Raw genomic sequence first — 24,977 nt, forward strand, 5'->3', positions numbered from 1 at the left:
CGGGCAAGGTCGACCTGCGCGCGCTGCCGGCCGCGTCGTTCTCCGTCACCGCCCAGGTCGCCCCCGTCACCGCCCACGAACTGCTGGTGACCGAGGTGTTCGCCGAACTCCTCGGCCGCGAGCAGGTGGGCGCCACCGACGACTTCTTCGATGCCGGCGGCAACTCGCTCATCGGTGCGCAGGCCGTCGCGCGCATCCGCGCGCGTTCGGGACGGGAAGTCTCGGTCCGCGATCTGTTCGACGCGCCGACCGCCCACGCGCTCGCCGAACGACTCGACGCATCGCCGCGCCGCGCCGGTCCGGTACTGGGTGAACTGCCCCGGCCCCAACAGATCCCGCTGTCACCGGCCCAGCAGCGCATGTGGTTCCTCAACCGGTTCGATCCCGGTGCACTTACCGAGAACATCCCGATCGTGCTGCGCCTGACCGGGCAACTCGACGTCCCGGCCTTCGAAGCCGCACTGCACGGGCTGCTGGCCCGGCATGAGGTCTTCCGGACGATCTACCCCGACAGCGCAGCCGGACCGCATCAGGTCGTCCTGCCTGCCGACTCGACGCCGACCGTTCTCGAGAAGATCACGGCCCGTCGTGACGACCTGGACAGCGCCATCCGGGGCATCACCCGCACGACCTTCGACGTCACGGCACAGCCGCCCATCCGGGCCGTGCTGCTGCGTGTCGAAGGCGCGGGACCCGACGAGCACGTCTTCGTCCTCGTCGCCCATCACATCTGCGCCGACGGCCTGACGATGGTGATGCTGGCCGGTGAGCTGGCCGGCGACTACGCCGGAGTGGGTCCGGCGATCGGCGCGCCGTCGGTGCAGTACGCCGACTACGCGCTCTGGCAACGGGCCGTCCTCGACGAGGGGATCGCGAACGCACAGCTGCACGGATGGCAGGAACGACTGCGGGGAGCGCCGCCGGTCGTCGACCTGCCGCTCGACCGGCCCCGGCCATCACACCCGAGCGGTCACGGAGCCAGGATCGACTTCGCGATCGACGCAGCCCTGCACGCGCGGATCGTCCAGGCGGCCAACCGACTCGACGCCACGCCGTTCATGGTTGCGCACACCGCACTGGCCGTCCTTCTCGGCCGGCTCGGGGACAACCGCGACGTCGTCATCGGCACCCCGATCGCGGGCCGCGGGGAACAGCACCTCGATCGGGTTGCCGGCATGTTCGTGAACATGCTCGCACTACGGACGGTCATCGACGGCTCCGCGACCGTGGAGGAAGCGGTGGCGGCATCCAAAGAGTCTGCACTGCACGCATTCTCGAACGCGCTGGTGCCGTTCGACCGTATCGTGGGAGAACTCGGCCTGCCGCGATCGACCTCGCATCACCCGGTCTTCCAAACGGCGCTGTCGTTCCAGAACATCGGCTCGATGGATCTGTCCCTGCCCGGCCTCGAGGTCGAGGTGATCGACGACGGCGTCGAGGTCGCCGAGTTCGACCTGCACCTCACGCTCGCGGACACCTTCGACGCCCACGGACGACCTCGCGGACTGACCGGCCAGTTGGTCTACGCCACCGACCTGTTCGACGCCCTGACCGCCGCCGAGTTCGTCGAGCGGTACCAGCGCATCCTCACCGCGTTCGTCGACACCCCGGGCCGGGCGGTGGGGGACCTGCCACTGCTGTCGGAAGAGGAGCAACGGTCCCTCACGACGACCGCATCCCGGTCCGATGCGGAGACGGCGGTGGGGCGGAGCGCGGGCCTCGCGGCGGCCTTCCACGCCCAGGCGGAGCGCACCCCCGACGCCGACGCGGTGATCATCGGCGAGCGCGTGCTGTCGTATCGCGAGTTTGCGCAGCAGGTCACGGCACTGGCACGCATCGTCGCCGATCACGGCGTCGGACCCGACGACCGTGTGGCGATCACCGCGCCCCGCGGACTGCCGCAGCTGTTGGCGATGTATGCGGTGGCCACCGTCGGCGCCGCCTACGTGCCGGTGGACCTCTCGGCGCCGGAACGCGCCTCGATGATCCTCGACGTCGCCGATCCGGTCCTCGTGCTGGGTGTCGGTCCAGATGCACCCGGCGCGCGTCCCTACTGTGATCTCGAACTGCTGGACGTCGACTCGCTGAACCTCATCGAGGGCCCCGACGCGTGCGAGTTCCCGGCGCCGCACCCGGACACCACCGCCTACGTGCTGTTTACCTCGGGTTCCACCGGAATCCCCAAGGGCGTGAGCATGTCCCACGCGGCCGTCGGCGAACAACTGCGCTGGATGCAGCACCGGTACCCGATGAATGCGGGGGATACGGTGCTGATCAAGACCTCCGCGGGCTTCGACCTGTCGGTGTGGGAGTACTGGTGGGCCCTGGGTTCGGGGGCACGCGTCGTCATCGCCGAACCGGGTGCCGAACGCGACGGCGCTGAACTGCTCCGCATCCTCGACCGTCACCGGATCACCGTCCTGACGACCGTGCCGTCGGCCCTGGGCATGATCCTCGACGCCGGTGACCCACCGGCCACGCTGACCACCGCACTGTGCATCGGTGAGGAACTGCCCGCCGAACTCGTGAGCAGGATGCGCGCGGCGGCACCGGAAACCGTGGTGCACAACCTGTACGGCCCCACCGAGGCGGCAGTCAGCGTCACCGGCCACGAGGTGGCAGCGCAGCCGACCGGCCGGGTACCGATCGGTTGTCCCCAGCCGGCCGTGACGATCCGAGTCCTGGATTCACGCCTCCAGCCGGTCCCCGTCGGGGTCGCCGGTGAGCTCTACCTGGGCGGAATCCAGCTGGCGCGCGGTTATCACGCCGACACGGCGCGGAGCTCGGTCGCGTTCGTCCCAGATCCGTTTGCCACCGTCTTGTTCGCCACCGACCCGTTCAGTTCCGGCGGCTCGGGCGCGCGGATGTACCGCACCGGTGACCTGGTGCGGCGCAACCGGGATGGATCGCTGGACTACCTGGGCCGCACGGATCACCAGCTCAAGGTGCGCGGTTTCCGTATCGAGCCCGGCGAGATCGAGGCTGCGCTCCGGCGGTGCGCCGGCGTCGTGGATGCGGTGGTCGTGGCTGTCGCAGGTGCCGATGGGCAGGATCGGCTGGTCGGTTTCGTCACGGGCGATGACGCGCAGGCCGACGTCGTCCGGCGCGAGTCTGCTCAGTTGCTGCCGGCCTATCTACGTCCCGAGGTGCATGTCCTCGATGCCCTGCCCTACAACGACAACGGCAAGGTCGACCGTGCTCGCCTGCCCCGACCGAGGCCGGCCGAGCGTGTCTACGAGGCGCCGCAGACGGAGCTGCAACAGCGTGTGGCCGCCACGATCGCCGAGGTCACGGGCGCGGTACGGGTCGGCCTGGGCGACAACTTCTTCGACGTCGGTGGCAACTCGCTCTCCGCGACGCGGGCGGCGGCGCTCCTCGAATCCGAGTTCGGGCGTCGAATCCCGGTGCGGATGCTGTTCGACGCGGTCGACGTCGCCGACCTCGCCGAACAGATCGACGCACTTCCCGCCGTCGACCCGTCCGGAGTCGATGTCCCGGAGCTGGTCCGAGGCCACGACGACGACCCGGCGCCGCTCGCGCCGGCGCAGCGCCGGATCTGGGAGGCCGTGAACAGCGGAGCCGGTGCCGACTGGAATGTGCCGGTCGCCGTGCGCTTCTCCGGTGACGTCGACACCGAGTCCCTCGCGGCGGTGTTGCACGCGGCCCTGGTCGACGTCGTGGACCGCCACGAGTCGCTCCGCACACGACATGTGCTGGGGGAGAACGGGTCCCAACTCGTCGTCCTGCCGACCGGTGGTGTCGCCGACCTCATCGGTCGCGGACTCGAGCCGCGGGACGTCGCACCCGATGACCTCGAGCGCGTGCTCACCGACCTGGCCTGGGCGGAACTCGACGTGGTGAACGGTCCGCCGCTCCGCTTGCAGTTGCTGCGGCTCGATCCGCCGCGAACCCACGTGTTGATCCTGGTCACGCACCACCTCAGCGTCGACGGGCAATCGATGGGCCCGCTGACCCGTGATCTCGTGACCGCGTTCGTCGCGCGGAATTCGGATCCGCAGGCCACCGCATCGGTCCTGCCCGAACCGGGCGTTCGCTTCCGCGACTACGCGCGCTGGCGCACCGAGATCCTGACCGCCGACCGGGATCGTCAGCTGGCCTACTGGACCGAGCGACTCACCACCGGTACGCGTGATCCTGGCACCGGTCCGGCCCTCCGCACCGACCGGCCGCGACCTGAACGGTGGGAATCCTATGGTGCGACTGTCGAATTCGGACTCGACGCCGCTGTACACGACGCGCTCGACCGGTATGCGCGGGCACAGTCGTCGAGCATGTTCGCCGTGCTCCAAGCGGCGTTCGCGGTGATCCTCGCCGACCTCGCCGGCGACACCGACGTGCGGGTCGGTACGGCCAACGCCAACCGGTCGCACGTCGCGTTGGACGGTGTCATCGGCAACTTCGCCGAGGACCTGCCGATGCGACTCGACGCCGCGGACTCTCGTGCCTTCGGCGACCTGACCCGCGACGTCCACCAGCAGCTGCTGGACGGTCTGGCGCACCCGGACATCTCGACGCCCGAACTCGCGGCGGCGCTCGGGCTCGAACGTGACCCCGCCGGGTCGTCGGGACACCCGCTGTTCCCGGCGACCCTGATCCTGCAGCAGGTGGGCGCCGACGACGCCGGGATGAACGAGATCGATCTGGGGGGAGTGCGAATCAGCCGGGAGCCGATCCCGAACACCGTGGCCAAGCACGAGTTGGAGTTCACCTGGCTCGAAGTCCGGGACTTCGCCGGTCCGGCCGGACTCACCGGAACCCTGCTGTACCCGGTCGCCCTGTTCGATGCGGCGACCGCGCAGCGCATCGCCGACCGGATGCGAGTCATCCTCGAGACCGTGGCCGCCGACCCGGACGGTGCACCCACCGTCGCCGAGCTGAAGGGCGGACGGTCATGACGGCGTCGGTCGTGATCGCCTACTACCGGGGGCTGCCCGACCTCGACGTTCAGCTCGACGCCCTGGCCGCGCAGGACCACACCGGCGACTTCGAGGTCATCGTCAGCGACAACGAGGGCAGTGCGCAGCTCCGCAGGCACCTCGACACCCATCCGCTGAAGGAACGATTGAACCTGCGGTGGGTCGACTCCTCCGACATCGCGGGCACCTCGCACGCCCGCAACGTCGGAACCCGGGGCGCACGTGGCGACTTCATCGCGTACTGCGACCAGGACGACGCCGTGCATCCGACGTGGCTGCGCGCGATGGTCACCGCCGCCTGCGACGCGGACCTGATCGGCGGGCCACTGGAACGAGACACCCTCAACGATCCGGTCGTCGCCGCCTGGCGAGCCCTCCCGGACCCGGACGAACCGGTGGTCCTGGGCCGGCACCTGCCGATGAGTTTCGGCTGCAATCTCGGCGTACGGCGAGAGGTGTTCGACGCTGTCGGCGGGTGGGACGAGGACTATCCGACGGCCGGCAGCGACGTCGAGTTCTGCTGGCGCGTGCAGACGGCCGGATACAGCTTCGGCTTTGCGCCCGAGGCGATGGTCGCGTACCGCTACCGAACCGGCCTGCGCGAGTCCTGGAATCAGGTCGTCGACTACGGCAGCGAAGAGGCCCGGGTCGCGAAGCAGTACGGCGCCCCCGGACGCGAGTGGTGGTGGTTCCCGATCCACGTCGGCGTGGTCCTCGCGACCTGCCCGGTGTGGCCGTGGGGCTGGTCGCGGCGCCGCCGCGGGGCCTGGGTCTGGGTGACCGGGAATCTCGTCGGGCGGATCAAGGGGAGCCTGAAGTACCGGGTCGTCTATCTGTAGACGCGTGATCTGGTAGTTTGGGACAAACCCATTCAGATCGGATCGTGTTGTGACAGAAGCGAATCAGTCCGGGGTGAGCAAGTCCGGACGACGCCCGGCGTACGAGATCGTGGCCGATGCGCTTCGGGTTCGGATCCTCGCCGGCGAGCTGACTCCTGGTACTCGTCTGCCCCCGGATGCCGAACTGCGCGCCGAATTCGGTGTCGGTCAGAGCACCGTGCGGGAGGCCATCCGCACGCTGGCCAGCGAGAACCTCGTCCACACGACTCGCGGGGTGACCGGCGGTACGTTCGTCGCCACGCCCGACATCGGCCAGCTCAGTGCGCACCTCGAGGCAGGGGTGACGCTCCTTGCCGCAGCCGAAGGAGTGACCGTCGATCAGCTCATGGAGGTCCGGCAGCTCACCGAGGTGCCCGCCGCCGGAGTCGCCGCCTATCGTCACTCAGACGCCCATCTGGAAGAGCTGCGCGCCACCATCTTCGACCTGTCGGAGGGTGTCGGTCCGGAGGTCTACGCCAACAACCAGGAGTTTCACCGCATCCTGCTGCGGGCGGCGGACAACCCTCTCCTCGACCTCATCACCGTCCCGGTGTTCCGCGTCATCGGCACCCGCTTCAGCCGCGACGTCGCGCCGGAAGGGTTCTGGCGGTGCGTCGACGAAGACCACCGTGCGATCCTCGAGGCGGTCGAGCGCCGGGACTCGATGACGGCGATGACGCTCATGCGCCGGCATCTCGACCACCTCGGCGACGTCTACAAGCAGATGGACCTGCTCAGACGTCAGAACTGACGCGCACGGGCGGGAGCCGGAGATGCCAGTCGCTGTGCTCCTGCACCTGCTCGGCCAGCGCGAGAACAGTCCCCTCGCGCAGACGCGCCGCCGTCAACTGTGCGCCGATGGGCATACCGGACGGATGCACGCCGACCGGCAGTGCCAGTGTCGGACCGTCGTGCAACGACCACGGATACGTCAGCTGTCCCATCCGGCGGGCCTGTGCGACGACCGCCTCCCCGACGCCGATCTGCGGCACATCCACCGGCATCGCCGGGGTGAGTACGACGTCCACGTCGCTGAACATCTCGCTCATCGCCGACCGGAACATGTCCCGCTGGCGTACAGCAGCTGCCCGTTGTTCGTCGGAGATGGTCAGCCCGAGGGAGATTCGCTCGCGGGTCGCCGCCTGGAACCGGGTCGGCTCGTCGCGCAGCCGTTCGGCGTGCTCACGCGCCAGGTCCGAATAGATCAGCGTGTAGACCACATCCTGAGCCGATTCACTGTGCGGCACGCGGCATTCCACGATGTGATGACCCAGTTGCCGGATGAGTTCGACGGTCTCGGTGACGGCGTCGGCGATGGCGGGGTCGATGTCGCCGGTCACGAACGGATGGGGGACCGCAACTCTCAGCGACTCGGTGTCCGCACCGGTCACATCCGACCCGGCGAGGACCGCGAACGTCTCACGTACCTGTCGGGCCGTACGTGCGAGCGGTCCGACGGTGTCGAAATCCGCACTCACCGGGAAGATCCCGGACATGTCCAGGACTCCGGTGGACGGTCGAAGACCGGTGACTCCGCAGCACGCGGCGGGCAACCGGATCGAACCGCCGGTGTCCGTGCCGAGTGCGACGTCGACGACACCCGCGGCCACGGCGACACCCGAACCGCCGCTCGAGCCACCGGGCACACGGCGGGCGTCCCAGGGATTGACCGATCCGCCCGAGGCGGAGTTCTGACTGGTCACCCCGACCGCGAACTCGGCCATGTTCAACGTCGAGGTGATCACCGCCCCGGCGCTTTTGAGCGCACTGACACACGTGGCGTCGTCGGCTGCCACGCGGTCGGCGAAGAACTCCGAACCACAGGTGGAGCGGACCCCGCCGACGTCGATGTTGTCCTTCACGCCCACGCGGACACCCGCAAGAGGGCCCCGAGCCCCGGAAGGATCGACCCGAAGCTCCTTGGGCACCCAGCTGATGACCGTGTTCAAGCGCTCGGCGACGGAAACCGCGTCGGCGGTGAAAGATCCGGAGATGCCGGAGGGGCCGGCGACAGAGTCACCGGCCCCTCCGAAGTCACCGGTCAGGACGCCACCCGAGCCGAGCGCAGCGCCTCGGTGGCGGCCTCGTCGATGGTCCAGGTGTCGGTGTCCACCACGACACCGTAGTCCTGTCGGGCCTCCTCCGCGCTGAGGTACTCGTCCCACACGTCGGACAGCACGGCGAACGGGTCGCGCAGGAACGGGTCACCGAAACCGCCACCCGACGGCATCCGGATCTCCAGACGCTCGCCCTCGCGGATGACCTCCTGGGTCACCTTGGAGAAGAGCACCTCTTCTTCGGGTGTGCCGGGGTTGCGGACGAACGATCCCGACGCGCCGTCGCCGCCGCCGAGCGCACCCGCAGGCGGATCGCTGCGGTTGTCGGCCTCGGAGCCGAGGAAGGTGTCGGTCTCCATGTACCAGGTGCGCACGCTGCCGATGCCGCCGCGCCACTGGCCCGGAGCCGGCGACTCGTCACGCAGCTCATAGCGCTCGGCGCGCATGGCGTGGTTGAGCTCGAGTTCCTCGATCGGGTTGTTGCGGGTGTTCGCCATCAGGGCGTCGACGGCGTCCATGCCGTCCTTGCCGTTGCGCGCACCGTAGGAACCCTCGTTGATCTCGATGTAGACCCAGTACGATTCGCCGTCCTCGGCGAGGCCGGAGTAGGCGATGGCGCACAGGGCGGCCGACGAGCCGGCGATCGCCCGTTCGGGCAGCACCGGCGCGAGTGCCAGGTTGATCGAGTCGAAGATGCGGTTTACCTGGGAGAACCGGGCGAAACACGATGCCGGGAAGTCCGGGTTGAAGATGGTGCCCTCGGGTGCGTAGGCACGCACCGGTCGGAAGCAACCGTCGTTCTGTGGGACGAACTCCTCGGTGAGGTGTTCGTCGAGGAGGATGGTGCGGATCGCGCTCACCGCGACGGGCAGCACCGAACCCTCGAAGGGCACGTTGAACGCCGTGGGCACCTGGTCGTTGGAGCCGGTGAGGTCGATCAGGACATCCTCGTCCTCGACCTGCACGCGCACCGCGACCTTCAGCGGGACACCGCGGTTCTTGCCGTCGTCGTCGAGGTAACCGATCGGCGCCTCGTAGCTGCCGTTGGGGATCGCCCGGATCCGGCTGCGCAGCATCTCCTCCGAGTAGTCCATCCACCGGTCGGCGGCACTCATCACCACGTCGAGGCCGTACTTCTCGAGCAGTTCGACGAACCGCTTCTCGCCGATGCGGGAGCACGCGATGAGAGCCTCGAGATCGCCGCGGTTCTGCTCCGGAGTGCGCACGTTGTCCAGGATGTGCTGGATCAGCATGTCGTTGCGGACGCCGCCGTCGTAGATCTTCATGGAGTCCATCAGCTTGCCCTCGGCCCAGACGTCGACGACGTCCATGCACAGGCCGGGGAAGTTGCCGCCGATGTCGGAGACGTGACCGGTACACCCGGCGAAGCCGATGTGCTCACCCTCCCAGAAGATCGGGATGATCACGCCGTAGTCGGGGGAGTGGGCCGCACCGTGATAGGGGTGGTTGTGCAGGATCACGTCACCGGGCTTGTACGTCCCGGCGAGCTTGCGGTTGACGCCGCGGATGTAGGCCGGGATCGAACCACAGTGCATCGGAGTCGAATCCGACTCGCACAGTTCGCGACCGTTGACGTCGAAGATGCCGGCGCCGAGGTCCTCGGACTCGCGGATCAGGCTCGAGTAGGCCATGCGGTAGAGGACCTGGGCCATCTCCTTGGCCATCGAGTTCAACGCACCGCCGATGACGCGCAGGGTGATCGGATCGACCTCGACGGTGTTCCAGGTCCGATTGGCCTCGGCGGCAAGGGAAACGCCGTCGGTGGGCATCAGGGTCTTCGCCATCTCAGGCGCTCCTCTCGATGATGATGTGGCCCACGGCGTCGACCGTGGCCTTCTGTCCGATGCCGACGATGGTCGTCGAGTCGAACTGCTGGACGATGGCCGGGCCCTCGAAGGTGTTGCCGGCCTTGAACAATGCGCGGTCGTAGACGGGGGTCTCGACCCATTCGGGGTCGGCGGAGTCGTTCTTCCAGAACAACGCCTGGGTGGTCGACTTGATGGCGCCCGACGCGTCGGCGCCGCCCGCCTCGATCTCGGCGATGCGAATGTGCTCGACCGCGCCGACACCGGTCACGCGGATGTTGACCAGCTGTACCGGCTTGTCGTCGAACCGCTGCGAATAGGTACGCCCGTGCACTTCGTGGAACGTGGCCGCGGTCTGCTCGACCCATTCGGCGGTGATCTCGCCGTCGGGTGCCGGCACACGAAGCTCGTAACCCTGTCCGACATAACGGCAGTCGACGCTGCGCTCGAGGGTGATGTCCTCCTCGGCGATGCCGTCGGCGCGGAGCTGGGCGACGGCCTGCTCGGAGAGCCGGTCCATCTCGCGGCTCAGCAGGTCGAGATCGGGCTCGGCCGAGGAGGTCCAGACCGTGGTGGGGACCTCGTACCGGACGTCGGTGGTCAGCAGGCCGACCGCCGAGGTGATGCCGGGATGTCCGGGGACGATGACGCGTGGGATGCCCAGGTGCTCGGCGATCTGCCACGCGTACAGCGGGCCGGCGCCACCCTCGGCGACCAGCGAGAACTCACGTGGGTCATACCCCTTGCGCACCGAGTGCAGGGAGATGGCCTCGGTCATCGAGTGGGCCAGGATCTGGAAGATGCCCATCGCGGCGTGCTCGAGATCGGCGCCGAGTTTGTCGGCGATGTGGGTCTTGACCGCCTCGGTCGCCAGCTCCGGCTTGACCTCCATGGTTCCCGACAGGAAGCTGTCGGCACCCAGCCAACCCATGACCACCATGGCGTCGGTGGAGGTGGGTTCGGTGCCGCCGCGGTTGTAGCAGGCGGGTCCGGGCATGGCGCCCGCGCTGCGCGGTCCGACGCGGAACATGCCGCCCTCGTCGATGCTGGCGATCGATCCGCCTCCGGCGCCGATGGTGTCGACCTCGGCCATCGGGACCATCGCGTGGTAGTCGCCGATGCGGGTGTCGAGCAGATGCTTCATGCGCAGCTTGCCGTCGGGTGCGACGCCGATGTCGGCCGAGGTGCCGCCCACGTCGAGGGTGATGACACTCGGGTAGCCCGACGCCTTGCCGATGAAGCATCCGCCGAGAAGTCCGGCGACGACACCGCTGGTCAGCAGCGAGACGGGGACCTCGCTGGCGCTGCGCGACGTGACGAGACCGCCGGCCGAGGTCATCAGGTGGACGTCCTCGCCGACCTGTGCGGCCTTGGCCTTGCCGGCCAGGTTCTCGATGTACCGGGAGGTCTTGGGTCCGACGAAGGCGTTGAGGGCGGTGGTCGAGAAGCGCTCGTACTCGCGGTACTGGCTGGCGACGTCGCTGGAGAGCGACACGAAGACGCCGGGGTACTCCTCGGCGATGATCTCGCGGACCCGCTGCTCGTGGGCCGGATTGCGGTAGGCGTGCAGGAAGGCCACGGCGATCGCCTCGACCCCGCGCTCGCGGAGAAGAGCGACTTCGCGGCGGACGGCGTCCTCGTCGAGCGGGGTCAGCACGTTGCCGGCGGCGTCGATCCGCTCGGCGACGGTCCGCCGGTTGCGCCGCGGGACCAGCTGCCACTTCTGCCACGGCAGATCCTGGTAGTTGGAGTAGTTCAGGGGGCGCTTCTTGCGCGCGATGTGCAGGAGGTCGCGGAACCCGTCGGTGGTGATCATGCCGACGTCGCTGCCGTTGTGCTCGAGCACGATGTTGGTGGCCACGGTGGTCCCGTGGAAGAACATCTCGATGTCCGCGACGTCGATGCCCGCACGTTCGGCGAGCACCTCGATCCCGTCCATCGTGCCGATCGAGGGATCGTGGTTCGTCGACGGCGTCTTGTGCACCGTCACCGTCCCGTCGTCGTCCCACAGGACCAGGTCGGTGAACGTACCGCCCACATCCACGCCGATTCGCTTCATCGAAACTCGCTTCCTCTTTTCGTACCGTCACCCCGACCTCGGATCGGTGCGCCCCATCCGGTGACGGAAGTGATCTGAGCCATAGCTGCGCTCGGAAGGATCATGCAATACATCGGATGTTTAGGCAACCCATGGACCAGAATTCATGCAGGAGCGTGGGAAAGGCGTGTCTTGACGAGCTAAAGATCTGATGTTTATGGTGGGCCGCGTCACGGCGTGTGCTTTTCGACGACGCGCCGCACCCTTGTAGGAGGACCATTGACCACCCATCCCGCCACTCTCGGACGCTTCTTCGAGGACTACGTCGTGGGCGACGTCTATCAGCACCCGATGGGCCGCACGATCACCGAGACCGACAACGCGTGGATCACGTGCCTGACGATGAACACCAACCAGAACCACTTCAACGAACATCTCGCCCGGACGAATCCCATCACCGACGGCAAGGTGATCGTGAACTCGGGGCTGACCATCGCCCTGGTGCTCGGACTGTCGGTGATCGACATGAGTCAGAACGCCGTCGCCAACCTCCAGTTCACCGACGTCAAACTCCAGCATCCGGTGTACGTCGGCGACACGATCTACGCCGAGAGCATCTGCACCGACCTGCGCCGGTCCAAGTCTCGTCCCTACGCGGGCATCGTGTCGATGGTCACCCGCGGGATCAATCAGGACGGCGAGGTCGTGGTCGCCTGGAACCGCTCGGTCATGGTCGCCACCCGCGAGAGCGGTATCGGACAGAACTACTTCCCCGAGGTCAAGGCGCCCTCGCTGACCGAGGTCGTCGCCCAGACCGAGGACGCGCGGTCATGAGGCCGCTCGAGGACGTCCGGATCATCGCCGTCGAACAGTACGGCGCCGGTCCCTTCGGCAGCGTCCACCTCGCCGACCTCGGGGCCGACGTGCTCAAGATCGAGGAGCCGACCTCCGGTGGCGACGTCGGGCGATACGTTCCGCCCTACAACAAGGGCGAGGACTCGCTGTTCTTCGAGACCTTCAACCGCAACAAGCGCAGCCTGTCGCTGGACCTCGGAACCCCAGGCGGGCGCAGGGTGTTCGAAGATCTGGTGCGCACCAGCGATGCGGTGTACTCGAATCTGCGCGGCGATGTGCCGGCGAAGATCAAGATCACCTACGACGACCTCAAGCACCTCAACCCGGCCATCGTGTGCTGCAGCCTGACGGGGTTCGGCATGACCGGTCCGCGCGCGAAGCAGCCCGGCTACGACTACATCTTGCAGGGCCTGGCCGGATGGATGGACCTGACGGGTGACCCCGACGGACCGCCCACCAAATCCGGTCTGTCCCTTGTCGACTTCTGCGGCGGGTACGTCGCGGCACTCAGTCTGATGTCCGGCCTGCACGCCGCCCGTCGCGACGGTGTCGGCGGCGACTGCGACGTCTCGCTCTACGACACCGCGATCTCGATGCTCACCTACCCGGCCGCCTGGCACCTCAACGCCGGATACCGGCCGGGACGCACCAAGAACTCGGCACATCCGTCTCTGGTGCCGTTCCAGGCCTTTGAAGCCTCCGACGGCTGGTTCGTCGTCGGTTGCGCCAAGGAGAAGTTCTGGGTGCGGTTGGCCGAGACGATCGGGCTGCCGGAACTTCTCGAGGACCCGCGGTTCACCGACTTCACCGCCCGTGGTGAGCACAAGGACGAACTGCTGCCGTTGCTCGAGAAGCGATTCGCCGAGGCGACGGTCGATCACTGGGTGTCGTTGCTGACCGAGGCGGGTGTGCCGACGGGGCCCATCAACGACGTCGAACAGGCGCTGACCGAGGAACACACCCTGGCGCGCGGGCTCATCGCCACCACCGAACACGAGGTGTGGGGTGAGGTACGTCAGGTCACCTCACCGGTGCGCTTCGGCAACGAGCCCGCGGAGTATCGTCGGGCACCGCGTCGCAACGAGAACTTCGACGAGGTGATGGAACTGCTCGGCTACAGCGCAGAGGATGTCCGCGGGCTGGTCGACGCCGGCGCGTTCGGATCGATCGCACAGGCCACGCCATGACCGCCCGCCGCCTAGCGAGCTGGGCCGCGGCCCTCGACATCGATGACATTCCCGAGGCCACCCGGCGGGCCGCGCTGCGACACCTGCTCGACGGCATCGGCAATGCCATCGGAGCCCGCCGGCTCGACCAGGGCGGACCCGGACTGTCCGTGGCCCGCGGGCTCGGCGGCCCGGCGCAGGCACATCCGCTCGGTGACTCCGACGCCATCTCGGCGCCCGCGGCAGCCTTCGCCAACGGGGTGCTGATGCATGCCCTGGACTTCGACGACACGCATGCCGGTGCACTCGTGCATCCGACGACGGTCGTGGCGCCGGCTGTCCTGGCCGTCGCCGAGGAAGTCGGGGCGACCGGCGCGCAGACGGTGACCGCGCTGGTGGCCGGGCTGGAGATCGCCTGTCGACTGGGCGCGGCGGCACCACACGGCTTCCACGCACGCGGCCTCCATGCGACCGCCGTCGTCGGCCCGCTCGCCGGTGCCGTCGCCGCCGGCCTGCTGTACGGCGCCGACGCCGATCGTCTGACCGATGCGATCGGCATCGCGGCGTCGTCGTCGGGCGGCTTGCTCGAGTTCCTCGACACCGGGGCCAACACCAAGGTCCTGCATCCGGGGAACGCGGGCTTCAACGGTGTCCTCGCCGCGCGCCTGGCGCTGGCCGGGGCCAGCGGACCCGAATCGGTGCTGGAGGGCCGGCGCGGGCTGTACCGCGCGCTCGCCGACCGCGACGTGGATCCCGACGGGATCGTCGCCGATCTCGGAACTCGTTGGGAGAGCGCTGGTATCGGTATCAAGCCGTACCCGAGCTGTCAACTCATGCATGCCTCGCTCGATGCGGTCGCGCAGGCTCTGGCCGAGGCCGCGCGATCGGGCACCGAGGTGTCGGCGTCGCGTATCGCCGCCATCAGCGTCGACGTCCATCCCGACAGCGTGGACATCGTGTGCGGGCCGGGCACCGGTACACGCAGTCCCCGCAGCATCTACGACGCGAAGTTCGACCTGCCGTGGAGCGTCGCCGCACTCGTCCACGACGGAGCGGTCACCGTCGACACCTACGCCGAGGCCTCGATCGTCCGACCCGAGGTGGCCGCCACCGCCGCACTCGTCGACGTCGTCCCCGCACCCGATGCCCGCCCGGCCGCCGACGCCGCCGGCCGGGCGGTCATCACCCTCGACGACGCCACCCGGCTCGTCGGCGAGGTTCCCTGCAGCCGAGGCACTTCCGGCCGTCCGATGGACGATGCCGCGGTCGCCGAGAAGTTCCGGGGCAACGCCGGCGGGGGAGAGGCCTCCGAGGCACTCGTCCAGACCGTTCTCGGTCTGTGCGACGCACCGTCCGTGGGGCAGATCCCGGCGCTCGCGGCCGACATCCTCTCCGCGAGCTGACCCACCTTCACCTGCCGGTCCGCGGCCGGGCCCGGGTCTAACATCTCCGATCACCTCTCAGATCAAGGATCACACAATGGATTTCAGCTTCACCGAGGAACAGCGCGACTTCCGGTCGGCGCTCCGTCAGCTGGTCGACAAGGAGATCATCCCGGTCGCCAACGAATGGGAACGCGAGGGCCGCTATCCCACGGAGATCGTCGCGCGGCTGCGGGACATGGGTCTGTTCGGGATCACCACGCCGGAGGAGTACGGCGGACTCGAACTCGACATGGTGTCCTTCACCCTCGTCTACGAGGAGATCGCCCGCGGCTGGATGGGTATCGCCGGCATCCTGGGCAGTCACAACCTGGCGTGCTGGATGATCGCGCGGCACGGCACCGAGGAGCAGAAGCAACAGTGGTTGCCCCGGCTGGCGACCGGTGAATGCCGTACCGGCATCGGACTGACCGAACCGGGTGCAGGCACCGACCTGCAGGGCATCAAGACCACCGCCACCCGCGACGGCGATGACTACGTCATCCGCGGCACCAAGACGTGGATCACCAACGCACGCCACGCGAATGTGCTCCCCGTCCTGGTCAAGACGGATCCGTCGGCTTCGCCGGCGCACAAGGGCATGAGCATCCTGCTCGTCGACACCACGACGCCCGGATTCGAAGTGCAGCGAGACCTCGGCAAGCTCGGTTACAAGGGCACCGAATCGTGCGAGATCTTCCTCGACGAGGTGCGGGTACCGGCGTCGACACTGCTCGGCGGGGTCGAGGGCCGCGGTATGCAGCAGGCGCTGTCCGGGTTGGAGATCGGCCGCCTCAACATCGCCGGCCGCAGCGTCGGCATCGCGCAGGCGTCGTACGACGCGGCGCTCAACTATTCACGCGAGCGCACCGCCTTCGGGAAGCCGATCTCCGACTTCCAGGCGATCCAGCTCAAGCTCGCCGACATCGCCACCCAGCTGCAGGCGGCGCGTCTCATGACGTATTGGGCTGCTGCCAAGGCGGATTCGGGTGCACGTGTCGACGGGGAGGCCGGAATGGCGAAGTACTTCGCGTCGGAGACCGCGATCACCGCCAGCCTCGAGGCGATGCGTATCCACGGCGGCTACGGCTACTCGACCGAGTTCAACGTCGAGCGCTACTACCGCGATGCGCCGTTGATGTCGATCGGCGAGGGGACCAACGACATCATGCGGACCGTCATCGCCAAGGCGCTGGTCAACGGAACCGTCACCGTCGGATGAGTTCGCCGCTCGTCTACCTGTACGTACCGGGCGACCGGCCCGAACGGTTCGGCAAGGCGACCACGTCCGGTACCGACGCCGTGGTCCTCGACCTCGAGGACGCGGTACCGGTCGCGGCCAAGGACTCCGCGCGCATCGCGGTGGGGACCTGGCTGGAGAAGCGCGACCGGGCCGGGGTGCCCACGTGGGTACGGGTGAATCCCGGCGCCGAACTCCTCGACGACCTGACCATGGCGGTCCGGTGTGGGGCCGACGGCATCTGGCTGCCCAAATGCGATGATCGCGCGACGCTGGATCGCGTGGACCGGATGCTCACCGACCTCGAGGCTGCGGAGGGCCGTCCGCGGACGCCGGTCTCACCGCTGATCGAGACCGGTGCGGGTCTGGTGAATGCGCCGGCGATCGCCGCCGGCCCCCGCGTCGAGTTCGTGCAGATCGGCGAGGTGGACCTGGCTGCGGACCTCGGCGTGACGCCGGTCGTCGGCGACGAGTTGCTCTGGGCACGTTCCCAAGTCGTGGCCGCGTCGGCGGCGGCACGGATCCGGCCACCACTCGCGGCCGCGTCGCCGGTCATCGACGATCCGGAGTCGTTCGAGACCGAGACCCGGCGCCTGACCGGGCTGGGCTTCTTCGGTCGTGCGTGCATCCACCCGCGCCAGATCCGGCCCGCCCGTGCCGGTCTCGCACCGACCGCGTCCGAGGTGGACACAGCGGTCGACGTGCTGGCGGCATTCGATGCCGCCGGGCAGGGAGCCGCGACCGACAGTGCCGGCCGGCTCATCGACGAGGCGGTCGCACGCATCGCGCGTCGGACTCTGGCTCGTCGGTTCTGATCCCCGCGAACGACGTTTCTGTGACATGTTGCCGATAGGGGTCGAGGTTTCCTCAGGAACCGTTCAGGTTGCCTGATTTGTCCGCTAATGTTTAGCGATGCGCAATGGTCAGGGCAATTCTCGATGGTCGATGCGTCCGCTGGTCGCGGCGCTGGCAGTGACAATCTCGGCGACATTCTCGGTGGTGGGGGCCGGTGCTTCCGCCGCCGCACCTGTCGTGAATCCACAGGCGGGCAAGGTCGTTGCGCATTCCGGCTTCGACGTCAAAAGCGATGGCTTCTCCTTCGAGAACTGGGGGCCCAACGACGCCCTGCACCGGCGCGGACTCACGACCGAGGGAATGCGCGCAGTGTTCGGTGACGAGGTATGCGCCCGCATCGTGCTCGGCATCTGCTCACCGACCACCGTCGCCGAACTCGTGATGGCGGAATTCAACGCGTCGATGAGTGGCGGTCATTGCTACGGCATGGCGGCGCTGGCAGGTTTGTACAACACGAAGCGGCTGAGCCAGTTCCCGTTGGCGCTGCCCGGGCAGAGCGTCTACAGCATGCCCGCATCGGGTCCCCTCGACGAGTTGATCGCCCGGCTGTTCATCACCCAGGGTTTCCTTCCCACCGACCTCACCGCATCGCAGGTGTCGGTGCCGCAGGCCCTGTCGAAGCTCCGTACCGCATGGTCCCGCGACGACAACTACATCCTCGCCATCTATACGGACGAGGAACATTCCGCCGGGCATGCGATCACACCGATCGCGCTCCGTGACCTCGGTGGCGGCAAGCAGGGAATCGTCGTCTATGACAACAATTTCCCGGGCCGGGAGAAGATGGTGGTCGTCGATCCCGCCGCCGACTCCTGGTACTACTCGACGGCGACGAACCCGTCCGAGCCGACGATGCTGTACCAGGGCTCGCCGAAGAACAGGATGATGCTGGTCCCGCTGGCCCAGGTTCTGAAGCGTCACCAGGATCCCGACCTGCACACCGACGACACCGTCGTGCTGGTCAGTGACACCAACGGCACGGCGCAGGGTGTCGGTGACGTGGACTGGGACGTCCGGGTCACCGATCCGTCCGGCAAGCCGATTCCCGGTGTCGAGCAGCGGATTCTGTTCAACAATGACAATTCCGCACGATTCACCGTGCCGGCGGGCAAGCGTTTCCGCATCGTCGTGGACGGTGTCGAGGCCGGGCGTACCGCCGACATCAACACGACCGTGCTGAGCGCGGGTGGAGCGGTGGCGGTCGGCGACCTCGAGGTCCCGGCGGGTGCGACATCGGCGCTCGATGTCGATCCGGTTCGTCACGCGGTTCGGGTGAGTTCGTCGGCACCGACGACAGCCGTGTTCGAGGTCGCCACCGAGGACTCGTTGCGGTCGGTCTCGGTCGACACCTCGCAGCTCGCCGTCGGCCCGGGCTCGTCGGTGTCGGTAGGGGCCACCTCACCGGTCGGCGTGACCGTGCGGACCGAGGGACGTTCGCAGAAGTTCCAGGTCGCGGTCGAACGCAGCGACACCATCGCCGACCGGAGTGCGGTCACCCGGACTCCGGTCACCCTCCGGCCGGGCGCGACGCTCGATGTGCCGGTGGATCTCTGGACGGGCTGGACCCCGCTGACCGCAACGGTGCGCGCCGGTGGGTCCACGACGCCGGTGCCCCTGACGGTCAGGTGATTCCGCCGTCCGGCGAGTCGACGTGACATAGGGAGAATCCCCGACGGTGGCCGACATCGCGTACACGGCCGCGCCCAGGGCACCCGCAACTCCAGCGCGCACCGCGAGCCTGGGCGAACCCGCAAAGTTGCTGGCCGCCCGAACCTGGGGTACGCGTTCCTCCACCACGCCGTCGACGACCACTCCCGGTAACAAATGGACCCGACCGTACCGACCGCAAACCAACGGCAAGGTCGAACGATTCAACCGAACCCTCCAGGAGGAATGGGCCCACGCTCGCCCCTACCTCAGCGAATCCGAACGCGTCGCAGCCTTCCCCGAGTTCTTCACAACTACAACCACGAACGCGGCCACACCGCACTCCGAGGCAACTCACCCGCCGACCGCGTACCCAACCTGGCGGGTCGGTACAGCTAGTGATGCGCGTCGACGGCGACCGGGGCCATCGACCGCCACTTCTTCAGGACGGCGGGGTCCTGCAGCTCCATCCAGGCGATGACGTCCTGGTGGGTGGCGCAGATGACCTCCGGCTTGGTGCACGCGCGGCGCATGAAGGCGGCGGTCGCCGGGTTGAAGGCGTTGGTGTTCCAGGTGTTCAGATGGTTGGCGATCACCAGCGGCGCGCGGTTTCCCTCATAGGCCCGGCGCAGCATGTAGTCGTAGGTGCTGGTGACGACCCGCGCGATCCGCGCACGATCGGCGGGCCGATCCGTCGCCTTGTTGACGCTGTACCAGAAGTTGTAGTCGAGCGCTGTCTGGCGTTGCTTCAGCGCCGGCGACCAGACGTAGGGGACAGGGAATTCCCAGATGCCGTTGATCTTCGACGGCCAGTAGACACCCGGTCGCGACGCCGGCATCGACGAGTCCCACATCATGTCGTAAGCGCGCAGCGCGGGGAAGAGCGCTTTCATCGAACCCTCGAGGCACTGTGTCCGAGCGCCTTTCACCGCTTCGGGTCCGAAGGCGAGGTCGGGTCCGGTGCGGATTCCGTTGAGTTCACGCCACTGCGTCATGAGCCGGAAGAACTGAGCCAACTCGTGACGCCATTCGGCACTGGTCCACGACTTACCGGGATTCTTTGTGCCCGCGCAGAAATGGCCCACGAAGTGGGTGCCCATCTCGTGGCCGTCGTACCAGGTGCGGTTGAGGTAGGTGATCTCCTCGATCACCTCCTTCTTCGATCCGCCGAATCCGATCGCCGCCTCGCCGGGTTTGTATCCCGGACCGCGGTACTGCCGCTTCTTGGTGTCGGTGAGGAAATAGAGCCCGGTCATGAGCGCGGTGAATCTCGCGTCCGATTCGGCGGCGGTGCGCAGGAACAGGTCCCAGTTCTTCGACACCCCGACGCCGTCGAAGGAGAACAGGATGAATTGTGGCGGTTTCTCACCCGGTGCCAGTCGCTTCATCGGGACGTTCGACGCCACTCGTGTGGGCGGTGACGGCGGAGCCGGGGAGAGTGTGGTACTGATATTTGGAATCGTCTCGGGCACAGCCGACTTCGCCGAGGTGGCGCATCCGGCGAGTAGAACGGTCAGAACCACGACGATCGGCGCCGAGATCATCCGCGTTCCGCGCCCGATCGCCAATTGGATACCCCCGTCATTACTTTCGCTTTACCTTATGCGGCAGAATGTGGAATGGCCTCGTGGCCGGAAAGGCAGGCACAGAATTGTTGCCTTCGTTGACCCTTCGTGATTTCCGGCGATCCGGCTGGTCGCCTGTCCCACTTCGACTTCTGGGCGTCGCACTCGCCGCCGGTCTCGGACTGACGGCGTGCAGTGCCGACGATCCGTCGGCGTCGGGTCCGGTCAAGACCCAGACGGCGACCTCCACCGAAGAGGTGGAGTACCTCGACGAGGTCACCGTTCACCGGTTCGAGTACCCGACGCCCGGCGAGGCCGACAGCAAGCAGAACTGGGCCGAGTTGTACCTGCCGGAGGGGGAGCAGCGGGTCGATTCGATCCCGCTCGTCGTCCTGATCCACGGTGGTGCGTGGCAGAGTGCGCTGGGCGCGGACATCTTCGAGCCGCTCGCGCGGGATCTCGCGGATCGCGGGATGGCGGTCTACAACGTCGAATACCGACGGGTGGGTTCGGGTGGCGGCTGGCCGACGACCTTCCGGGATGTCGCGAGTGCGCTCGACCACGTCTCGGTGGTGGACAAGCAGTTCCCACAGATCACCACCGACGATGAGCTCGTCGTCGGACACAGTGCGGGCGCGCAGCTCGCCGTGTGGGGCGGTACTCGGCACAAGCTGGAGGATGACGAGGTCGGTGCGAGGCCGGTGTTCCGGCCGACACGCATCGTCTCGCTCGCCGGACCGCTCGACATGGTCTATGCCGCAACGCATGGCGACGATCGCATCGTGACCGCCCTCGGTGGCACACCGCGTCAGGTGCCGAAGCGCTACGCCATGGTCGATCCGATCCAGAACATCGATCCCTCGACGCCGGTTGTCGCCGTGCACAACACCGGCGACCGCATGGTCTCGTCGGCCAACTCGAGCCGATATGTCGACGCCGTCGTGAAGCAGGGAGGCGAGGCCACCGCGGTACTGCTCCCGGGCGGCAACCACGGCTCGGTGGTGACCTCTACCGCGCCCGAGTACCCGAAGGTTCTCGACATCATCACCGGCGCGTCGTCTGCGGACCTCGACGATGTGGACGAGGTGACAAACTGACCAGCGCCCGTTCCAGCTCCCCGGGTTGTGTGCGGGAGCGATAGCGTGCGTGGGTTTCTCGCTCCCTGAGGTGTGTGTGGGAGTGTCTGCGCCCACGTTCCTCGCTCCCTTGGGGGTGTTTGGGAGTGGTGGCGTGCGTGCGTTCCCGCTCCCTGAGGTGTGAGGAGCGTTAGCGACGAACCTCGAAGGGCCGGTGACCTTCCCGTCCTGAGCCTCCGTACGCGTGGTCGAGAAGCGCTGAGGCGACGACGAGTTCGGCAGGAGTGGCGTTGCGTAGGTCGATGATCTGGCGCATCTGGAGGCGTGGGGTATCGCCGGACTCCGGTTCGGGTCCGTGGATCTCGTCGCGTACCTGTTTGAGGTGGTCGGCGAATCGGCGGGGTATGTCGGGTCTTCGGTTGATGCGTTCGGGGTTGGGTGGTGCGCCGGGTGCGGTGTTGAGTTGCCAGGTGGCGCGGCCTTCGTCGGGGCCGTCGCGAACTATGCGGGTGGTGAATTGTCCGGGCTGGTTTCCGACCATGTGGTGGTGGCGGGTGCAGGCGGGGGTGAGGTTGGTGATGTCGGTGAATCCGCCATCGACCCAACCGATGTGGGCATGATGCATTTCCACGTGGGCGGCGGGTACACAGCAGTCGGGGTTGGAGCAGCTTTCACCATCGGGCCGGGCGAAGGACACCAAGCGCTGTTCGCGGGTGGCGAGGCGTTTGCCGCGGCCGAAGTAGAGCGGGACGGCGGTGGCGTCTTTGAACACCGCCAGCCAGGGTTGGGCGTCGGCGGCGAGGTTGATCAGGTCGGGGATGGGAATCTGGGTGCCGGTGGCGGTGACGGCGTAACCGGCTTCGCGGACGAGGTCGTTGAGGTCGGCCTTGACGATCACCTGCATAGGCAACCCGCGATGACTCTTCCCGAGCATACCGTCCTCGAACACGGCTTTGAGGAGTGCGTTGAGGGCGTCGTGGTTGAGCTGGGCGGGGCTGCGGTCATCACGTTCGGCCGCGGCCGCGACGGCTTCGGGATCGGCGTCCTCGATCGAGCCGTGCGGGGACTCGGGATCGTCGGGGTTGTTCATCCCCGGTTTGGCCCACACGGCCAGGAACATCGACACCCGTGCCAGCAGTTCAGGCGTCAGGGTGCCGGCCATCTTGGCGGTGCCATCGGCGCGTTGCCGGTTGAGGTACAGGTTGCGGCGCCGTTGACGGTCGGTGTCGTCGGCGAGGGTGCCGTCGGGATCGAGGTAGCCCAGGAGTCGGGCGCCGGCGTCGGTGATCTGGTCGGGGGTGAGGTTGACGGCTTGTTCGGCCATGGTGCGTTCGGCGGCGACCTTGATGTCGTGGTCGACCGCGTGGGGGATCTGGTCGAGCACGTCCATCACCGCATGCACGTGCCCGGACCCGACCCGACCGTCGGCGAACTCTTTCGCGAGGGTGGGGTGGACGGGTTCGAGGGGTTGGCCGGTGGTGGCGTCGGGGTAGGTGGCGGTGGCGCGGGTTTGTTTGAGGCGTCTGCCGGGGTAGGCCATGCGCAGCCGGTGTTTCATGTAGTCGATGACGCTGCGGTACCCGGCTTTACGAGGTAGGTCGCGCTGGTCGGCTTCGACGATCTGCTGGTTGCCGGTGTAGGTGAGTCGGGCGATGGCTTGTTCTATACGGATGCCGGCGTCGTCGACCTCGGTATCGGACAGGCGGGTGAAACCGGTGGTCTGCAGCTTGTCGACGAGCGCGTCGAGTTCGTCGAGCAACTCGGGCATCCCGGCAGGGAACTCGTCGACCGCACCGGTCGATGCGATATCGGTCATGACGATCACCCCCCGCGGATCGATTGTCGAATACACGTTCGACTGTACGCGCTATTCCGTTGGCGTGCAACAAGACTGGCACGACTTCGCAGACGGAATCTTGTCGGTGGGATGGTGTAGTGGACCGCAATTCGGCTGTGATGTATCGGGTCTTCGGTGACAGTTCTGTGTCAGGACTTCGGTGACAGTTGATGTGTCAGGACTTCGGTGACGGTCTGGTCTTCGTGGGGCGTGGGCCGCGGGGTTGTCGGTTGCCGACGTAGCTAACTCCGGGAGCGGGGTCGAAGGTGTTCGACTACGACCTCTCCATCGGTGTTCGCGATGACGATAGCGCTGTCGTCGGCGACGACGAGGACCTGGTCGAAGGCGTGGTCCACATCGACCGTGTAGGTGACTGAGTCCACGCTGATGGTGCCGGAAGTGCTGACAGTCCTGACCAGGACGCCCTCGGGTAGATCGGCGGTTGGGCGCGGCGCGGGCCGCGGGCGCGATTTAGGCCGATCGAACAGTGACCCACCGGCTATCGGGTGTGGCGCATGGGCTTTCGGTGTGGCTTGCCACGCGGCCAGTGGTGTGACGCGCCCTGGCAGGCCCTGGTGAGGCCGTTGGGTGTTGTAGATGTGATCGAACGCATCAACCTGGGCCTGCAGCTCGGCCAGGGTGTCAGCCAATGGCTGCTTGTCCAGATACCGGAACAACGACTGATGGAATCGCTCGTTCTTTCCCTGCGTGGTCGGCTTGTAGGGCTTGCCGGTGATCGTTTCCACCCCGAGCACGCGGACGTGCTCGACGAGCTGACCGAGACGGCCGCGCCGCGAGGGGTTGAGCGCGGGCCCATTGTCGGTGAGGAGTCGTTGAGGTACTCCGTGGGCGGTCACTGCCTTGTCGAACACGGCGATCGCAGCCTCAGCCGTTTCGCCTGCGGCCACATGTGAGCCCACGGCGTAGCGAGAGTGATCGTCGATGAGCTGCAGGATGACGCACCTGCGTCCACCGGTCAGGACGTACTCGGTGCCATCGAGTTGCCAGCACGCATTCGGCGCCGGGTAGACGAACCTCCGCCACGCCGAGCGGGGCTTCTTCTTTTGGCTCACGGCGAGCGACACCGGCTTCGCGGAAGATCCGGGCCAGCGAGGCCGTTGAGGGCACCTGAGTCAACCCCATCGACTGCATCTTGTCGTGCACGCTGATCGGCCCGTGATCCAGACCTGAGGCTTCCAGAGCGGCGCGCACGGCCACCGCCTGCGCTTTGACCTCGTCATTGAGCGCTGACGGGCTCGACTTCGGGCGGCGGGTACGGGGTTCCAGGACCGCCGACGGCCCATCCGCTCGTGCTCGTTTACGCAACTCGTAGAACGGCTTCCGCGAAATCCATTGTTCGGCGCAGAATGTCGAGACCGCTCCGCGGGGTGCATCATCATGCCACTGCGAGATCGCCAGCCGCACGACAGGATCGATAGGTTCGTTAACTACCACCGCCTGAGCGTCGAGTGCTTGCAGTGTGAACCGAAGGCCAGGGTGCCGGCTTGGCTGGAGCCCATCGGGCGTGTCGTACCCGCTAAACGGAATCGACGCCTTGCCGCTTGCATCGACGTGTGTC

The 24,977-nt window shown here is 67.4% G+C and carries 15 protein-coding genes and 2 pseudogenes; 11 read left to right on the forward strand and 6 right to left on the reverse strand.

Translation table 11 applies throughout. The annotated features are described in order from the left end of the window. Positions 1–86 precede the first annotated feature (86 nt). From PWF70_RS00510 to PWF70_RS00520, 3 genes are read left to right on the forward strand one after another with little or no spacing between them, the layout of a single operon-like run. The gene (locus tag PWF70_RS00510) at positions 87–4,916 is read left to right on the forward strand and encodes a non-ribosomal peptide synthetase (protein WP_286352805.1); all 4,830 of its coding nucleotides are present in this window, start codon (positions 87–89) and stop codon (positions 4,914–4,916) included. Beyond that, positions 4,913–5,776, forward strand: coding sequence for a glycosyltransferase family 2 protein (locus PWF70_RS00515; RefSeq protein ID WP_035755434.1), 864 nt, complete (start codon positions 4,913–4,915; stop codon positions 5,774–5,776). Before PWF70_RS00510 ends, PWF70_RS00515 begins: the two co-directional genes overlap by 4 nt. 49 nt (positions 5,777–5,825) lie before the next feature. Next, positions 5,826–6,566 (forward strand): FadR/GntR family transcriptional regulator, encoded by a 741-nt coding sequence (locus PWF70_RS00520; protein WP_035755432.1) that lies wholly within the window; start codon positions 5,826–5,828, stop codon positions 6,564–6,566. Here the strand turns inward: PWF70_RS00520 and PWF70_RS00525 are convergent. The 3 genes from PWF70_RS00525 to PWF70_RS00535 form a co-directional block, all read right to left on the reverse strand. Continuing rightward, on the reverse strand, positions 6,550–7,764 hold the full coding sequence (locus PWF70_RS00525; protein WP_286352806.1) for an amidase: 1,215 nt from the start codon (positions 7,762–7,764) through the stop codon (positions 6,550–6,552). The genes PWF70_RS00520 and PWF70_RS00525 overlap by 17 nt on opposite strands. A gap of 92 nt (positions 7,765–7,856) precedes the next feature. Next, the gene (locus tag PWF70_RS00530) at positions 7,857–9,677 is read right to left on the reverse strand and encodes a hydantoinase B/oxoprolinase family protein (RefSeq protein WP_035755430.1); all 1,821 of its coding nucleotides are present in this window, start codon (positions 9,675–9,677) and stop codon (positions 7,857–7,859) included. A gap of 1 nt (position 9,678) precedes the next feature. Next, positions 9,679–11,757, reverse strand: a complete 2,079-nt coding sequence (locus tag PWF70_RS00535) for a hydantoinase/oxoprolinase family protein (RefSeq protein ID WP_035755428.1) — start codon at positions 11,755–11,757, stop codon at positions 9,679–9,681. A 258-nt stretch (positions 11,758–12,015) separates the two neighbouring features. Here PWF70_RS00535 and PWF70_RS00540 point away from each other — a divergent pair, with 258 nt between their 5' ends. The 7 genes and pseudogenes from PWF70_RS00540 to PWF70_RS00570 all read left to right on the forward strand — a co-directional run. After that, on the forward strand, positions 12,016–12,570 hold the full coding sequence (locus PWF70_RS00540) for a MaoC family dehydratase (RefSeq protein ID WP_035755426.1): 555 nt from the start codon (positions 12,016–12,018) through the stop codon (positions 12,568–12,570). Then, entirely contained in the window at positions 12,567–13,778 is a 1,212-nt protein-coding gene (locus tag PWF70_RS00545; RefSeq protein ID WP_006360561.1) for a CaiB/BaiF CoA transferase family protein, read from the forward strand. Before PWF70_RS00540 ends, PWF70_RS00545 begins: the two co-directional genes overlap by 4 nt. After that, on the forward strand, positions 13,775–15,160 hold the full coding sequence (locus PWF70_RS00550) for an MmgE/PrpD family protein (protein ID WP_042377886.1): 1,386 nt from the start codon (positions 13,775–13,777) through the stop codon (positions 15,158–15,160). The genes PWF70_RS00545 and PWF70_RS00550 overlap by 4 nt, the downstream gene beginning before the upstream one ends. A 76-nt stretch (positions 15,161–15,236) precedes the next feature. Further along, positions 15,237–16,400, forward strand: coding sequence for an acyl-CoA dehydrogenase family protein (locus tag PWF70_RS00555; RefSeq protein ID WP_006360559.1), 1,164 nt, complete (start codon positions 15,237–15,239; stop codon positions 16,398–16,400). After that, the gene (locus PWF70_RS00560) at positions 16,397–17,233 is read left to right on the forward strand and encodes an HpcH/HpaI aldolase/citrate lyase family protein (protein ID WP_286352807.1); all 837 of its coding nucleotides are present in this window, start codon (positions 16,397–16,399) and stop codon (positions 17,231–17,233) included. The genes PWF70_RS00555 and PWF70_RS00560 overlap by 4 nt, the downstream gene beginning before the upstream one ends. 97 nt (positions 17,234–17,330) lie before the next feature. Next, the gene (locus tag PWF70_RS00565; RefSeq protein WP_286352808.1) at positions 17,331–18,902 is read left to right on the forward strand and encodes a hypothetical protein; all 1,572 of its coding nucleotides are present in this window, start codon (positions 17,331–17,333) and stop codon (positions 18,900–18,902) included. A gap of 21 nt (positions 18,903–18,923) precedes the next feature. Next, positions 18,924–19,319 (forward strand): annotated as a pseudogene (locus tag PWF70_RS00570) (integrase core domain-containing protein); the annotation flags it as partial. On the opposite strand, the gene PWF70_RS00575 reads toward PWF70_RS00570, so the two are convergent. Beyond that, positions 19,316–20,488, reverse strand: a complete 1,173-nt coding sequence (locus PWF70_RS00575; RefSeq protein WP_279941246.1) for a polysaccharide deacetylase family protein — start codon at positions 20,486–20,488, stop codon at positions 19,316–19,318. The pseudogene PWF70_RS00570 and the gene PWF70_RS00575 overlap by 4 nt on opposite strands. 179 nt (positions 20,489–20,667) lie before the next feature. Here PWF70_RS00575 and PWF70_RS00580 point away from each other — a divergent pair, with 179 nt between their 5' ends. After that, positions 20,668–21,582, forward strand: a complete 915-nt coding sequence (locus PWF70_RS00580; RefSeq protein WP_035755441.1) for an alpha/beta hydrolase family protein — start codon at positions 20,668–20,670, stop codon at positions 21,580–21,582. Between the two features lie 169 nt (positions 21,583–21,751). Here PWF70_RS00580 and PWF70_RS00585 read toward each other — a convergent pair whose 3' ends face one another. Both PWF70_RS00585 and PWF70_RS00590 read right to left on the reverse strand, forming a co-directional pair. After that, a complete protein-coding gene (locus PWF70_RS00585) occupies positions 21,752–23,377 on the reverse strand; it encodes an HNH endonuclease signature motif containing protein (protein ID WP_006360553.1) in 1,626 nt (541 codons plus the stop codon). Positions 23,378–23,573: 196 nt separating this feature from the next. Continuing rightward, positions 23,574–24,853: pseudogene (locus PWF70_RS00590) on the reverse strand (integrase core domain-containing protein). Positions 24,854–24,977 lie beyond the last annotated feature (124 nt).

The sequence above is a fragment of the Gordonia sp. Swx-4 genome (assembly GCF_030316175.1).
In the GTDB taxonomy this organism is placed as follows: domain Bacteria; phylum Actinomycetota; class Actinomycetes; order Mycobacteriales; family Mycobacteriaceae; genus Gordonia; species Gordonia alkanivorans.